This is a genomic window from Dyella sp. CR10 (assembly GCF_055814425.1).
Map to the genome: position 1 here is coordinate 1,727,424 of NZ_CP185986.1, position 14,925 is coordinate 1,742,348.

At 64.9% G+C, this 14,925-nt stretch carries 8 protein-coding genes; 6 read left to right on the forward strand and 2 right to left on the reverse strand.

All coding sequences use genetic code 11. The features are described from left to right. Window positions 1–474: 474 nt before the first annotated feature. Window positions 475–5,460: an autotransporter outer membrane beta-barrel domain-containing protein gene (locus tag ACNR9O_RS08020; protein WP_473681757.1), complete on the forward strand. Its 4,986-nt coding sequence runs from the start codon at window positions 475–477 to the stop codon at window positions 5,458–5,460. A gap of 461 nt (window positions 5,461–5,921) precedes the next feature. On the opposite strand, the gene ACNR9O_RS08025 is transcribed toward ACNR9O_RS08020, so the two are convergent. Next, on the reverse strand, window positions 5,922–6,473 hold the full coding sequence (locus ACNR9O_RS08025) for a DUF4240 domain-containing protein (protein WP_473681755.1): 552 nt from the start codon (window positions 6,471–6,473) through the stop codon (window positions 5,922–5,924). Between the two features lie 333 nt (window positions 6,474–6,806). On the opposite strand from ACNR9O_RS08025, the gene ACNR9O_RS08030 reads away from it, so the two are divergent. From ACNR9O_RS08030 to ACNR9O_RS08045, 4 genes are all read left to right on the forward strand, one after another. Continuing rightward, entirely contained in the window at window positions 6,807–8,162 is a 1,356-nt protein-coding gene (locus ACNR9O_RS08030) for a hypothetical protein (RefSeq protein WP_473681753.1), read from the forward strand. Window positions 8,163–8,216: 54 nt separating this feature from the next. Then, window positions 8,217–8,522, forward strand: coding sequence for a hypothetical protein (locus ACNR9O_RS08035; RefSeq protein ID WP_473681751.1), 306 nt, complete (start codon window positions 8,217–8,219; stop codon window positions 8,520–8,522). 157 nt (window positions 8,523–8,679) lie between these two features. Beyond that, on the forward strand, window positions 8,680–10,296 hold the full coding sequence (locus ACNR9O_RS08040; RefSeq protein WP_473681749.1) for a serine hydrolase domain-containing protein: 1,617 nt from the start codon (window positions 8,680–8,682) through the stop codon (window positions 10,294–10,296). A gap of 181 nt (window positions 10,297–10,477) precedes the next feature. Continuing rightward, entirely contained in the window at window positions 10,478–11,239 is a 762-nt protein-coding gene (locus ACNR9O_RS08045) for a hypothetical protein (protein WP_473681747.1), read from the forward strand. Window positions 11,240–11,353: 114 nt separating this feature from the next. Here the strand turns inward: ACNR9O_RS08045 and ACNR9O_RS08050 are convergent, their stop codons facing one another. After that, window positions 11,354–12,601 (reverse strand): hypothetical protein, encoded by a 1,248-nt coding sequence (locus ACNR9O_RS08050; RefSeq protein WP_473681745.1) that lies wholly within the window; start codon window positions 12,599–12,601, stop codon window positions 11,354–11,356. Window positions 12,602–12,865: 264 nt separating this feature from the next. Here ACNR9O_RS08050 and ACNR9O_RS08055 point away from each other — a divergent pair, with 264 nt between their 5' ends. Continuing rightward, complete coding sequence (locus tag ACNR9O_RS08055; RefSeq protein ID WP_473681743.1) at window positions 12,866–14,923, forward strand: S9 family peptidase; 2,058 nt, start codon at window positions 12,866–12,868, stop codon at window positions 14,921–14,923. Window positions 14,924–14,925 lie beyond the last annotated feature (2 nt).

A 14,925-nucleotide genomic window follows, 5' to 3' on the forward strand; every position in this document is an offset into this window, starting at 1 on the left:
ACTGCGATTTCAGTCGGTCAACGCAACACTTTTGCGAAATAAGTTTCGCCTGTTGTTTCACGGGCTGATGTCTTTCTCGGCCGCCCGCTCAACGATTCTGCTTTTCCAGCAAGTCAGAATGCGCCGGAAAACGAGGCATTCTCAGCTCTTGGGCCTTCGGGCAATGAATCGATACTCTATATGTCATCGCAACATCCCTTCTGCTGGCCCGATGTCGGGGTGTTGCATTGACCCATTGAGCCTGCAACTCAAAGTGGACAGTCGCGAACTGGGAGAGCGATGGGGCCTATGGTCGGACCTGACTTGCCCACGCCTGCTTCTAATGCTTCAAGAGCTTCAAACCACGTCCTCGCAGGAATGGCAATCCAACATGCCCACTAAGGAATTGTCATAAATTTTAAATGATGTGAGACTGTGAGGTAATTCACGGAAGTGTTCTTAGATGGGCACAGGGTTTGCAGGAGGGCGGACTCAATGGATACTGGTACCCGGATAAAGCCAATTGCCATCCTTGGCATTGATATCTCTACCGCCAGCTCGCTGAAGCAGGCACTGCGGAGTTCCATTTGCCACCGCCGCACCATCTTGGGTGCCGCACTGATGGCATTGCTACCTTCCGCGCAGGCGCTAGCGCAATGCGCGAGTGCCCCGACAGGACCGCTCAACCAGAGTTCCGGCACCTGCGTCGAAACCAACGTCACCCGTAACGGCGCGGGCGCGCAGGGCGCAGTCTCCGTCTCCAACAGCGCCTCCTACACTGGCACAGGCGTCACCCTGACGGCCCCGAGCGGGGTGACGACGGTCACTGTCGACAACACGGCCTCGCTCCTGCTGATCGACAGTTCGGTCGCCGCAAATGGCGCAGTGGGCCTGAAGCAATTCAACGGCATCGGCGAGCTGCGCGGCACCAACATTACGTCCACGGCGACCTCAGCCGCGACCGGGGTGGATGTCCGGTCCGGCGCGCTGACCATCGGCAGCAGCGCCAGCGGCGCGACACATATCACCGCCACCTCGACCGGTACCAGCAGCGGCGCCGGCACAGCCCTGCAGACGACCGGCGGCGGCGCGATGATCAATGCGACCGACGCCATCCTCCAGGCCAGCGGGCAGAGTACCGATACCAACGCAGGTGCCTTCGCAACGGCCGGCGCGATCAATCTGACGGGCGGCAGCATCACCGTGAGCGGCTCCGGCAGCAACGGTCTCTGGGTTGGCCAAGGTGCCACCATCACTGCCAATGGCGTCAATATCCAGGCGGACCGCAATGGAGTTGTCGCCAGCGGCACCCTCACCCTGGGCCTCGATACCCGCAATCCCTCGACCCCCATCCCTACCGCGATCCATGCCGGCTCGATCGGCATCTACGCCACCGGGGGCAGCGTCACCGGGACCGATGCCGAGGTCAGCTCCAAGAATTGGGGCGTCATCGTCAACCAGGCCGGCAAGGTGGACCTGACCGGCGGCGCGGTCACCGCGGTCACCGGCGTCCTCAATACCGATGCCGCGAAGGGTGGCACCTTCACCGGCAGCGGCACCGCCATCAGCACAACCGGCACCGGCGTTGACACCAATGGTGCCAATAGCGTGAGCACCCTGCAGGACAACGGCACCGACCACACGACGATCACCACCAGCAACGGTGCCACCGGCATCTCCGTGCGTAGCGGTGGGCGGGTCACCGGCAGCGGCGTGGTCGTCAACGCTGGCGGGACCGGTGTCGACGCCAGCGGCGCCAATTCGCGAGTGACATTGCAGGACGGCAGCTCCGGCGGCCACGCCACCGTCACCGCCGGCGGTACGTCGCTGCGGGTGAGGGCCGGCGCCAGCGCCATCGGCACCAACGCAGTGCTCATCACGACAGGCGCCGCAGGCGTCGCCTATGGCGCCTATGCTCAAGGGGCGACGATCGACCTGACCGGCGGCTCGGTCGTCGCGCAGGGTGCCAATGGGGTCGGCATTTTCGCCGATACCGCTGCGACCATCACCGCCAAAAGCACCGCGATCGCGACCACCGCCGACAATGCCTTCGGCGCGCAGGCCCGAGGCGGGGCGATCACCCTGATCGGCACGCCCTCGGATGGCGTCACGGTCAGCACAGCTGGCAAGGGCAGTTATGGCCTCAATGCCGATACCGGAGGCCTGATCACCGGCAGCTATACCTCCGTCTCCACGAGCGGCGTTGACGCCATTGGCGTCCGGGCGGTCGGGACGGGTAGCAGCATCACGCTGACCGATAGCGGGGTGAGCACGGCGGGCGCCAATGCGCATGGCGCCTATGCGGCGAGCGGCGGGGCGATCTCCCTGACCCGCACCGACGTCACGACCTTGGGTGCGGGCGCCGGCGCTGCTTACGCGAATGCCGGCGGCGCGATCACCCTCAACAACTCGAACATGTTCACCTACGGCGACAACGCCTCGGCTGCCGTCGCCCTCGGCACCGGCAGCAGCCTGGCCCTGAACGGCACCTATGTGAGCGCCTACGGCAACAACAGCGCCGGGTTGTTCGCCGTCGGCGGCGGAACGATCGCCATGAGCAGCGGCGCCGCCGTGACCGGCGACTATTACGGTGGCAGCATCATCGCCAATTCCTCGGGCATGCTTGCCCAGGGCGCCGGCAGCAGCATCCAGGTCAGCAACGGGGCGAGCTCCGCCACCTATGGCGCGAACAGTCCGGGGGTACGGGCGGATGCCGGAGGCAAGATCGTTTTCTCGGGCTACGGCATTTTCACCTATCAACCCAAGTCCCCCGGCGCGGTGGCGAGTGGAGCGGGCAGCACGGTCACCCTGACCAACACCATCGACCGCACCACCGGCCCTTCCAGCGCAGGCGTCCTCGTCAACAGTGCCGGCACGGTCATCGTGACGGGCAGCGAGATCACCACCGGATATCAGGTAACTGGGAGCAACCCTCCGGTTCTCCAGTTCCCGGACGCCCAGATTGGCCTGGAGGCCCATGGCGCCGATGTAATCGGGACTGACAGCCGGCTGCAGGCCGAGAACACCAAGATTGCTACCAACGGTGATGGCGCCGTGGGCGTCAGGGTCAGTCAGGGCGGCACGGCCTCGATCACCGGCGGCACCGTCACGACCCATGGCGCCGATACCGCCACGGTTGGCGGCGCCGACGGCCTCCGCGCGACCGACACTGGCAGCAGCATCGCTCTGGCCGGTACCTCGGTCACCACTACGAACATCAACGCCGTGGGCCTGCACGCGATGGCGGCTGGCACGATCGCCGCGTCGGATGCGACGGTCGCCACGCAGGGGCAGAACGCTTTCGGCGCCTCTGCGCAGGACGCAGGCAGCACCATCACTCTGACGCGTTCCGCCGTCACCACTGCTGGCGCCGCTGCCTTCGGCGTCCAGGCCGGCAATGCGGGTGCCGTGCAGATCACCGGCGGCTCGGTCAACACCGCCGGCAGCGGCGCGCATGGCATCGCCGCCATCGATGGCGGCATGCTCACCGCCTCCGGCACCGCGGTCGCAGCGAGCGGCGCCGGATCGTCGGCGATCTATCTCGCCGGAAGCGCGCCGAGCACGGTGTCGGTCACCGGCGGCAGTCTGAGCGCGACCAACGGCGCGATCGTCCGGGCCGAGGGGGGCACCGGCATCGTCTCGATCAGCGGTGGCGCCACGATCGCTCCGGCGGTCGTCAACGGCAGGTCCCTGCTCGCGCAGGTGACCGAAGATGCGGCGGGCATGCCGAGCAACCTGACGCTGAACATCGCCGGCATACCGTCGCTCGCCGGCGACATCCTCGTCGATCCCTCGAGCCTGACCTACAACCTCGGCAGCAGCGCCTGGACCGGCAACCTGGTGCTCACCGGCCCGGGCAACACCGCCAGCGCCAATCTAACTGCATCGCAATGGACGGGCGACTTGTTGGCCGATGCCGGCAACACCGCTGACGTGGCGCTGGCGCAGGGCAGTCTCTGGACCGGCTTGGCGCGGAATGCGACCCATGTCGCGATCGATGCCAGCAGCAGCTGGAACGTGACCGGGGATTCCAACGCAACCGGCACGGTAAGCAATGCCGGCCTGATTCAATTCCTTGCACGGTCGGGAGCCTATAGTTCGCTGACGGTCGGCAACTATGCCGGTAGTGCCGGGAGCCGCATCGGCTTCAACACCTATCTTGGCGCCGACAATTCACCGAGCAACCTGCTGGTGATCAATGGCGGCCGGGCCGGCGGCACGTCATCGGTGTTCGTCAACAATACCGGCGGCCCAGGTGCGCAGACGGCGGCGGATGGCATCCGGCTCGTGCAGGTGACTGGCGGTGGCACCACCGCAACCGACGCCTTCGTGCTCGGCCAGCGCGTCGCTGCTGGCGCCTATGAGTACGAGCTCTTCCGCGGTGGCTCCACGGATCCCAATGACTGGTTCCTACGATCCCATCTCATCAATACACCGACGGACCCGACGACACCGAGCGCTCCGGGGACGACACCGAGCACGCCGGACATCCCGCTCTACCGGCCGGAAGTGGCGCTCTACACGCCCATCCCGGCGGTCGCGCGACAGATGAGCCTCTCGACCTTGGGGACGCTGCATGAGCGCGTCGGCGAGGAAGAGAACCTGCGGGGTCTGCCGGAGTCGCGGGCCTATGCGAACGGCGCCTGGGGGCGTGTGTTCGGGGAGCGGGTGAACAACCGCTGGAACGGGACGGTGGATGTGCGCGCGGCCGGTAGCCTGACTGGGTTCCAGACGGGCTTCGATGTCCTGCGGCGAACGACGGACAGCGGACACCGCGACCATATCGGCGTGTATGTGGCCTACTCGAACTACAACTCGTCCTCGGTGCGAGGCTTTGCGCTGGGGCTGCAGAATCTGGCGGTGGGCCGGTTGCAGTTGAACGGCCCATCGGTGGGCGCCTACTGGACGCATTTCGGCCCGAGCGGCTGGTATGTCGACGCAGTGTTCCAGGAGAGCTGGTACGACGCAAAGGCGACATCCCTCTACGGTGCCGGGATCTCCACCAATGCAACGGGATCTACGGGATCGCTGGAGGCGGGTCATCCGTTCCACTTTGGAGAGGGCAACGACTGGCTGATCGAGCCGCAGGCGCAGATCGTCTACCAGAGCGTCTCGGTGGATCGGTCGCGGGACCAGTATTCCAGTGTGGACTGGAACGAGGGTACGGCTTGGACGGGACGGCTTGGGGCGCGGCTACAGTACACCGGGCGCGATGAGCAGGGGACGCTGTGGCAGCCCTATGCGCGGGTCAACCTCTGGCACGCCTTCTCCGGCAATGACAGCGCGCTCTTCGGGCAATCCTCGCCAGCGATCAAGACCCGCTTTGGCAGTAACGCGCTCGAGGTCGGTGGCGGCGTGACCGCGCGGGTGAACCAGAATGTGAGCTTCTACGGCCAGGCCAGTTACCGGTGGTCGCTTGAGGGCAATCGGCGTCGCCAGGCCGCTACCGCCGGCATCTTCGGCATCCGCGTCAACTGGTGACCAGCGCATCCATTGGCGATCCTTCCATTTGACGATCCTTCGCGAACTGGCTGATCCAGCGGTAAGGTGGGGGCGTCCCACTTCCGCGTCGACATAACCATCGCGCATTTCTGACTGCCTTTTGAAGCGTCCTCATACTTTCGAGTCATCCGGAAGTAGAGGTGTTTGATGACGCCATGGCATAACGGATGAGCGACGGCCGCCGAGAGAGCGATGCGGTCGGTCATGGTTGTGGCGGTGCTGCCGGTCCACGCCGCCAGGGTGGGGGCTGGACTTTACGCGGCGGTGCGCGACACGGTCACGCTCGCGAGCCACGGCGAACACATCGCATCGATGGTGCCGGATGCGCGGCTGGTTATGACTTCCTGCGGAAAGCCAAGGCTGCCTGATGGCGGACTAGTAAGGGGCCAGGCCGACTTTCGATCTTCTTGAAAGCGAGCCCGGCCTCTTCCTAGGCAGGCTCAGCCGAATTTCGCCCCAAGCCTCGGCACCACGACACCGGGATCGCTTTCATCCCACGGCGCATCGATGTCTGCCGCATAGCGAATCTCCGCCGCCAGCGCCTGCTTCTCGCTTTCCGTCAGAGGGTATTCCTTGAGGGCCGCCAGGGCTTTTGGGTAATCCCGGGGTATGGCGGTCTTCTCGAAGTAAGCCGAGAACCCGGCCGCCAGCATGTCCTCGTCGTAGGCCTCGTCCATTTTGACGTCGATGTCCGCCAGGCTGTCCGGGTCGGCCAGTGCGCGCATGAATACGTCCTTGCCTTGGGCGGTGAGCCAGCCGCGGAAGTAGTCGAAGCCGTCGTCGCCGCAGCCGCCGTTGATCACATAGGCGGCAGCCCAGAGCCGGCTCTTGTATGACAGCCTCTGGTAGGCATCGAAGAAGTGCGTCCAGCGCATGATCTCACCGACCTCCAGCCTGGCAAGCTTGTCCACCAATGATGCCGCTGTATCGCCGGAAGGGCCGGCTTCGCGGCGGGCTTCGTCGATGAGTTGCCAGAACAGCGCCTTATCCATGGATCGTCCTTGATAGTGGTTGCGCGCGCGGAGTGTATCGGTTTGTGTGGCAGGATTGGCGGGGTAGTCCAGGCATCCTGGATGAGCGGTCAACCGGCTGCTTCAGGGATAAGTTCGCGGGTGCATCGTATTCGGTGTTGCCAGCCTCGGCAGGCGCCAGAGGATTGCCGATCTTCATCGACATGAAGATCACGAATTGATCGGGCGACAGGTGCGGGTTCGTTTTCTCAAGTGGATGGCAAAGTGACTTCACACCTTCAAATCGCCAGCAGCAAGGCGAGGTCAGGCTGAAGCGTGAACCCATTCTCGACTTTTGCAGTGTGGAGTGTTCGGATGCGCTTTCACGTCGCTGTTGCCATCACCTTCGGTTCGTTCCTTGCTCAGGCCATCGCAACCGGAGCTTCGGCGCAATCACAAATTCCTGCCAGGTCGGCCAGGCCGGTAGACAGTGCAACGCTGGCGGCGGCGAACAAGCGAGCCGTCGAGGACGCTCGCCATGGCCGATATATCGATGCCTCATTCGGCTTGCTGAAGGAGCTTGGCGTCCCCGATCCGGGGCAGATCAGCGATCCGGATGTCTTCGACCAGTGGGCACAGGCCATGTCGTGCATGACGGGAACGCCGACATTCAATCCGGCGAAGGGGGCGGACTTCCATGTTCCGGCAGAGCAGTTGGCCGATTTGCGTGCGGCGAAGGGCGTGCCTGCCATTCGCGAAATCGTGAAGCTGGCGCGCAAGACGCGCATCGTCATCCTCGACGAGAACCATCTCGATCCGCGCGGCCGAGCGTTTGGCCTGGAGGTCGCCCGCGCGCTGCGGCCGCTGGGATATACCGTGCTGGCCGCCGAGGCTTTGAAGCCTGGCGCGGATGACGACGCCACCCGGGAGAAAATGGCGAAGCTTGCCGCCGATGGCTATGCCCGGCAAACAACGGGCTATTACTTCGACGATCCGGTTTTCGCTGATTTCCTGCGGCAGTCGTTGGCGCTGGGGTATCGTCCGGTGGCCTATGAAACGTTGCGCACGCAGTACGCCAAGGATCCTCAGGTGGCGCAGGAACAGCGTGAGCAGGACCAGGCGGACAACCTGATGCGCCGCGCGGTGCGCGCGTTTCCTGATGCGAAGATCCTGATCTACCTCGGGGAGCATCACGCGGCCGAGCGCCCGATCGCGATGGAGGGCGGGAAGGTGCATCTGATGGCGGAGCTGCTCAAGCGCGCCTCCGGCGTCGATCCCTTGACCATCGATCAGGCGGGTCTGTCGCCGATCCCCATGAATCGCCCGGATGCGGATCTGTACGCGATCGCCAGCCAGAAGGCTACCAGCCAGTCCGTCGTACTCATGCTGCATGGCAAGCCTTTTACAGCTGGCTTGCTTGCCGGTTCCGTGGACCTGCAGGTCGTGCATCCTGCGGCCAGGGCAGAGCACGGAAGAGTGGACTGGCTGTCCGGCATGGGGCGAAGCCCGTCGCCCATTCCTTCCTCGCTGATGCCATCGGCAGGTACGCGATTGGTCCAGGCATTCCTGGCGACCGAAGCGCAAGATGCCATCCCGATCGATCAAGCCCTGGTTGTCGCTGGGAAGCCGGCGCCGTTCCTGATGCTGCCGCACGCCGCCATGCGTTATGCCGTGCAGGAGGTGCCCATCGATGCGGCCGCGAGTTCGGAGACGGCGCGCGCCACGCACTAGTCGCGAGGAGCGAGTTCATGCCTTCAACTCATCCACACAGCGACGCATAAGGACATGACGATGCATATCCCCCGGCGCAACCATGTCGTATTTGGCGTTGCACTCTTCTTTATAGGCGCACTGACCTGGCTCATCGTGGGCCCTTTGCTCGTGGTGCTCGTTACCGATGCGGAGTGGATCAAGAACGTGGCTCTCGCCGCCTTCGCTATTCCGCTGTCCATCGCGGCATGGCGTGAGCACAGGCAGGGGCGCACGCGCAGGATCGTCTACCTGGTGGCCGGCTGGCTTCTTGCGAGTGTTGTGGTGGGAGGAGGGCTTTATCTCGTGCTTTATGCGATCGGACCTGTCCCGCGGGGTTAGCCACACCTGCGATCTATCGCCTTTGAATTGAGCGTGGCGCCGTCCCGCGCCTTGAAAGGGAGCCGGCCTCGTGATTCATGCCACTTGCAACTCCGGCGGAATTGCATAGTTTCATGCGCTGCATCGGCGAGACCGTCTACAGGCGCGGGGAGAACCCATGAAGACTTTGTTGTTGACGATGGCGTTGACCCTTGGTACGGCGACGGCGAGCGCGGAAGACTCGCCCGCTGCCAGGATCGATGCGGCCCTTCCGCGCTCGGGTTCCGCCGATATGCCGGGTTGTGCGGTAGGGGTGCAATCGGGCGACAGCGCTCCGGTGCGGCGCGCCTTCGGTGTGGCGGATCTGGAGCATGCGGTGCCGATCGGTGTCGACACCGTGTTCGAGGCAGGGTCGGTGAGCAAGCAGTTCACGGCGGCGGCGACATTGCTGCTCGCAGGCGAAGGCCGGCTTTCGCTGGACGACGACATTCGCAAATACCTTCCCGAGATGCCGGACTACGGGCATCGGATCACGGTCGCCGAGCTGCTGGGGCATACCAGCGGGCTGCGGGACTGGGGCGACATCGAGGCCATTGCCGGCTGGCCGAGAACCGAGCGCGTTTACGACACGGTAGATGTGCTGCAGATCGCAAGCCGCCAGCGTGCGTTGAATTTCGATCCTGGCACCGCATGGTCATACAACAACACCGGCTATAACTTGCTGACCCTCGTCGTCGAGCGCGTGAGCGGTTCCTCGTTCGTCGATTTCACGCGAGAGCACTTGTTCGCCCCGCTGGGCATGACGCATACGCAGTGGCGCGACGATTTCCGTCGCGTAGTGCGAGATCGAGCGATTGCCTATCACCGTGTGTCCGACGGTGTTTACGAACAGCTGATGCCGTTCGAGAACACCTACGGGCATGGCGCCCTGCTCACCACGGTCAGCGACTTGCTGTCCTGGAACCGAGCCCTGGACGATGGACGCCTGCCTGCCTTCGTCACCCGGGAATTGCAGACGCGCACGTTGCTGGCTGACGGCCGCCCCACTGTTTACGCCCGAGGTCTCTTTGAGCGCCGTTATCACGGCGTGCGCGAGATATCCCATGACGGCGCCACGGCGGGCTATCGCGCCTGGCTCGGCCGCTTTCCCGATCAGCACCTGTCCATCGCCATCCTGTGCAACGCCGATAGCGCGCTGCCATCCGACCTGGCGCATGCGGTGGCCGATCGTTATCTGCCCGAAACCAAGCCGGCGCATACGCCGTACACGCTGGCGCCATCACCGGCGCTCGCCGGGGTCTATGCGAGCGAGCGCGATGGTTCTCCATTGCGCCTGATCATGCGCGATAAGCGGTTGCAGACCGATGCCGGTCTGACCGTGATGGCGGCCAAGGACGGAACATTGGCGTTGCAGCGGAACGATGGCTCGATCGCCAGGACCGGCGTGCAGCTTCCCGGCGGGCGCTTGGGCCTCAAGTCCGAAGGCGACACCACCGTTTATGCGCGGTCCGCGGCGTATGCGCCGACACCAGCCGACCTTGCACGCATCTCGGGCCGCTATCGCAACGAAGAGGTGCCAGTGACCTACCAGGTCACAGTGGTGTCAGGAGGTTTGAAAGTCATCGCCGAAGGTCGCCCCAGCCAAAGCCATGTGTTCACCCCTGTTTACTCAGATGCCTTCCTGTCGGGGGACATGGTGTTGCGCCCCGTGCGTGGCCCCGATGGAAGGGTGACGGGCATTCGTATCTCGGATGACCGGGTGTGGAACCTGCCATTCGATCGGCTGGCGGATTGATGAGTCCCGCCAACCGACGGGCGCTCTACGTCCTTTAGAAGAGCGTTCCTCTCGACCGGCTCGATCCGCATGTTCTTGCGTCCTGTCGATTTCCAGCCCGCCCGTTCGTCGTCCTTCTGAAAGCCGGCCATCAGCGCTTCTCCCGGGCTGACGGAAATACACCCATCTTCAGGAGGACCTCATGCAAAAGGCGAAGCGCGCTCTCGAACTCCTCGGTGCCGTACTGCTTGTCACTTTCGGCGCGTCGCAGCAGGCGATGGCGCAGGACGCTCCCAAGCCCGCCGCGGCGGAACCCTATCCGACGATGGCCCCGGTCGAGCAATACCTGATGGACCGGGACGCCGAAATCGCCCTGGCGCGCAGCGCGGGGCCCGCATCCGTCTCACGCGATGCCACCGTGCTGGTGCTTGGCCGCAAAGGTTACGAGACCGCGGTGAAAGGCAAGAACGGCTTCGTCTGCCTGGTGGGCCGGAGCTGGTCGGGGCCGTTCGACTGGCCCGAGTTCTGGAATCCGAAGATCCGTGCCGCCGATTGCCTGAACCCACAGGCCGCGCGCGCGCTCGTGCCAGTGTTCGAGCTACGCGCCAGGTTGACGCTGGCGGGACGTTCGAAAGCGGAGATGCAAGCGGCGCTCCAAGCCGCTTACAAGAACAAGCAACTGCCCGCGCTTGAAAGCGGCGCCATGGATTACATGATGTCCAAGTCGTCGTACCTCACCGACGAAGGGGACCACAACATGGCGCATCTGATGTTCGACACCTTGGTGAAGGACGGCAAGGATTGGGGCGCCAATGCGGAGGACTCGCCGGTAATGGCGAGCCCGTATTGGTTTTTCTCTCCGGAGAAACATGCGCAGATGAAAGAGCTGCCGCCTATCCTCGTGTTCCTGGTCGGTACCGATCATTGGTCCGACGGCACGCCAGCGAAAATGCAGGGGCATTGATGTCATGACCGGTCAGGCTCGCTTCCTCATCTTGGCAAGGTGAGCCTGATCCGTTCCGAGCGCGACTCGGTTGTGGCATGGGATAGGACAGGCGGCGTGCCCCGTCGCTGCGCATCACTCGCCCGATGCTCGTTCGCACGACTGCGCATCGCGCCCATCGGCGGCACCCAATGCGTCCGCCGGCCCTGCAAGCACGGACTGCAAGCGCGTCTTGCGGTTGGCATCGGTCACATCCTCCGCCCGCGCACCACGCCGCAGCAGCGCGTGAACAAGGCGAGCGTTGCCGGCATCGACGGCCAGCCACAGAGGCTCGCTTTGGTTGTGCGCGGGGTGGACATCGAGCTTGTCCAGCGCGTCGAGCATGGCGTCGAGCCGGGCGGTCCATACATCCGGCCGGCTATGGTTGGTCCATGCAACGAACGTTACCCAGAGCAGGTTCGTTTCATCCGTGGAGCGCGCACCGTGGCTGGCCAGCCAGCTCAGTGCGTCGGCGGCGCCGGTGCTCGTCGCAAACGTCATGGCGTCGTCGACGGGTTCGCCAGGAGGTGCATCCTCAGCCCTGGTTCGCCGTGGATCCGCGCCGCGTTCCATCAACCGCTGCATGAGCGCGACCTGGTTGCCCATGGCGGCGCCGTCGAACGCCTGTTGCACCTGCTCCCGATCCCATAGTGGCAGCAGTTGATCGATGATGGCCGGGTTGCCCTTGGCGCCGGCCAGGGCGGCGAGTGTGAGATAGCCTTCGTAGTAGGCGCCATCCATGCAGATGCCATCGTTCTCGGCCTTGCTCATGCCGCTGGCATAGTCCGCCCGCGTGACACCCTGGAGCAGCAGCGCGAGGGTGCGCGGCGCCTGCGCGGCAACGGCCTTGCGCACCCAGAGCGGCCGCGGGCAGGCATCCCCGCAGGCCTGCTGATGCACACCGAACTGCGCGACATCGTCGCTGCGCAAGGCTATGTCCATCTGGCGTTCCTGCTCGGCAGCCTGTTCGGCTGACCGTTGCGCGGCCGCGTGCTGGCGGCGGTCCCGCCAGTCATCGAGCGCGAAGCCGGCGGCGGCGAGGCCGATCACCGCCACGGCGAGCACCTGCATCCAGAAGAACCATGCCTGCGACGCCGGCCGGCGCCATGGCTTGGCGACCATTGCATAGAGCGCCACCAACAGCGCGCCGGCAGGGCAGGCGTAGGCGCTGATCCGGAACAGCACGACGGCGAGCAGGAAGGGGCCTTCGCCGCCCTGGCCGCGGCCGATCCAGAGCAGGGCGAAGCACAGCAGCGGGCCCCACAGGCACAACGCGGCGGCAAACAGCGCCAGGTTCAGGAGAAAGCCTGCCTGGATGGGAGGCTTGGGGTGATCGCGTTCCATGCTTCTGTTCCGTGTTCGATGCTCAGGCGACATGACGGAGGGTGCCTGGCAAGCTCGCGCAGCGTAGCACGCGCGAATTGCCGCCCAAGGTGGCGATGGCGTCCGGTTGAAACGGTGGAGCTGCTGCTCTCGTCGCGCTATCTCACGATGCGGCTACCGCCGAATCGCTTCGCATGATCATGCGACAAGAACCCCGACTTTCCGCACATGGTTCCCCCGTCTGCCCGTTGTAGCGTCGCGCCTTCTCCATGATGGAGTCGCGCCATGCTGCTGCGCTCGCGCCTGCTTCCTGGCTTGCTGTTGACGGGGACACTTCTGGCTCCCGCCGCGTTTTCCGCGCCAATGCCTGGCGCCACGTCGGCATCGGACACGCAAATTACTCAGCTGCTCACCCGGCTCGAAAAAGTCACGCATATCGGCGCCGTGGCGATCTCGCCCGATGGCGCGCACGTGGCCTGGGTGCTGGCCGGCAAGGAGCCCGTCATCGAACTGGCCGACGTCGATGGCCATCATGCGCACGCGTTGAGCCTCGGCGTGCCATTGGCCGGATGCGGCAAGCGCGATCTGGCGTGGGCGCCGGATTCGCGCGGGTTGGCCTTCATCGCCGACTGTGGCCACGACACGACGAATACCAAGGCGATCCATAACGATCTCTACCTCGCCGATATCGCCGGTGCCGGCACGCCGCGCCGTCTGGCCGAGCTGTCCGGCTACGCTCGCGCTCTGGCATGGACGAAGGATGGCCAGTCGCTGGGCTTCCTCTATGTGCCTGGCGCCACGCGGCAGGCGACCGCGATCGCGGCGGACAAGGCGCAGGTGGGTGTGATCGGTGAAGGGGATGCCGAATTGCAGCATGTGGCCGGTCTGGACGTCGCCAGTGGCGCGGTGCGCATGCTCACGCCCGATGCGCTGTATGCGTACGAGTTCGACTGGTCACCGGATGGCTCGCGCATCGCTTATATGGCCGCACCGCCGCCGGGCGATGGCAACTGGTGGGTGGCGAAGCTGTATGTCCAGGATGCAGGCGCGGGTGCCGAGCCGCGCGTCGTGGTCGATCCGGCCACCGTGCGGGGCTCGTTGCAAGGCTTGCAGATGGCGCTGCCGCGCTGGTCGCCGGATGGTGCGCGGATCGCCTTCATCGGTGGCCTGATGAGCGACCAGGGTTCCAACGGCGGAGATCTCTACAGCGTGCCGGCGGCTGGCGGCACGGTGAGCGACCTCACGCCAGGCATCGCCGTGACGCCGCAATGGTTCGCCTGGACGGCGCCCGATGCGCTGCTCGTCAATCAGAACGCCAGGGGCGAGGTGCAGCTCGCCGCGTATACGGTGAGCGGCGGCCGTGCGGTGATGCAGGCGCCGTACTTCACGCTGCCGGCGACGATCGGTTCGGGCAGTTCCACGCTCTCGATATCGCTGTCGGCCGATCACCGGTGGGTGGCGTTCCAGCAAAGCTCATTCGAGCGCGGACCAGAAGTGCACGCCGGAGTGCTGGGCCATGCGCCGCCGCCCGCCATCACCGCGCTCAACATCGCGCTGACGCCGGAATGGGGCAGGGCCGCATCGCTGGAGTGGAGCAGCGACGGCCGCCGCGTGCAGGGCTGGCTGCTTTATCCGAAGAACTTCGATCCGCACAAGACCTATCCGCTGATCGTCAATGTGCACGGTGGGCCGTCCTGGGGCGTGTTGTCGAGCTGGCCGGGCACGGAGGCGATGTATGCGGCCAGCGGGTACTTCCAGTTCATGCCCAATCCGCGCGGCAGCTTCGGCCAGGGCGAGGCCTTCGTACAGGCCAACCGCAAGGATTTCGGTTACGGCGACCTGCGCGACATCCTGGCCGGCATCGATGCGGTGGAGAAACAGGCGCCGGTGGACGATGGCCGCGTCGGCATCACCGGTTCGAGCTACGGCGGGTTCATGAGTATGTTCGCGCCGACGCAGACGCGGCGCTTCCGCGCCGCGGTGGCTGGCGCCGGCTTGTCCGATTGGCAGAGCTATTACGGCGAGAACCGCATCGATCAGTGGATGATCCCGTACTTCGGCGCATCGCTGTACGACGATCCGGCCGTTTATGCCAAGAGCTCGGCGATCCAGTTCGTCAAGCAGGCGAAGACGCCCACGCTGATCGTGGTGGGCGATCGCGACGAGGAATCTCCCCCGCCGCAGTCCTTCGAGTACTGGCATGCGCTCAAGGCGATGGGCGTGCCTGCGCAGCTGGTGGTCTATCCCGACGAAGGGCACCAGTTTGCGGACGCCGAGCATGTACATGACTTGCTGCGGCGTTCGCTGGACTGGTTCGCGACCTACCTGCCGGCAGGGCGGTAAGG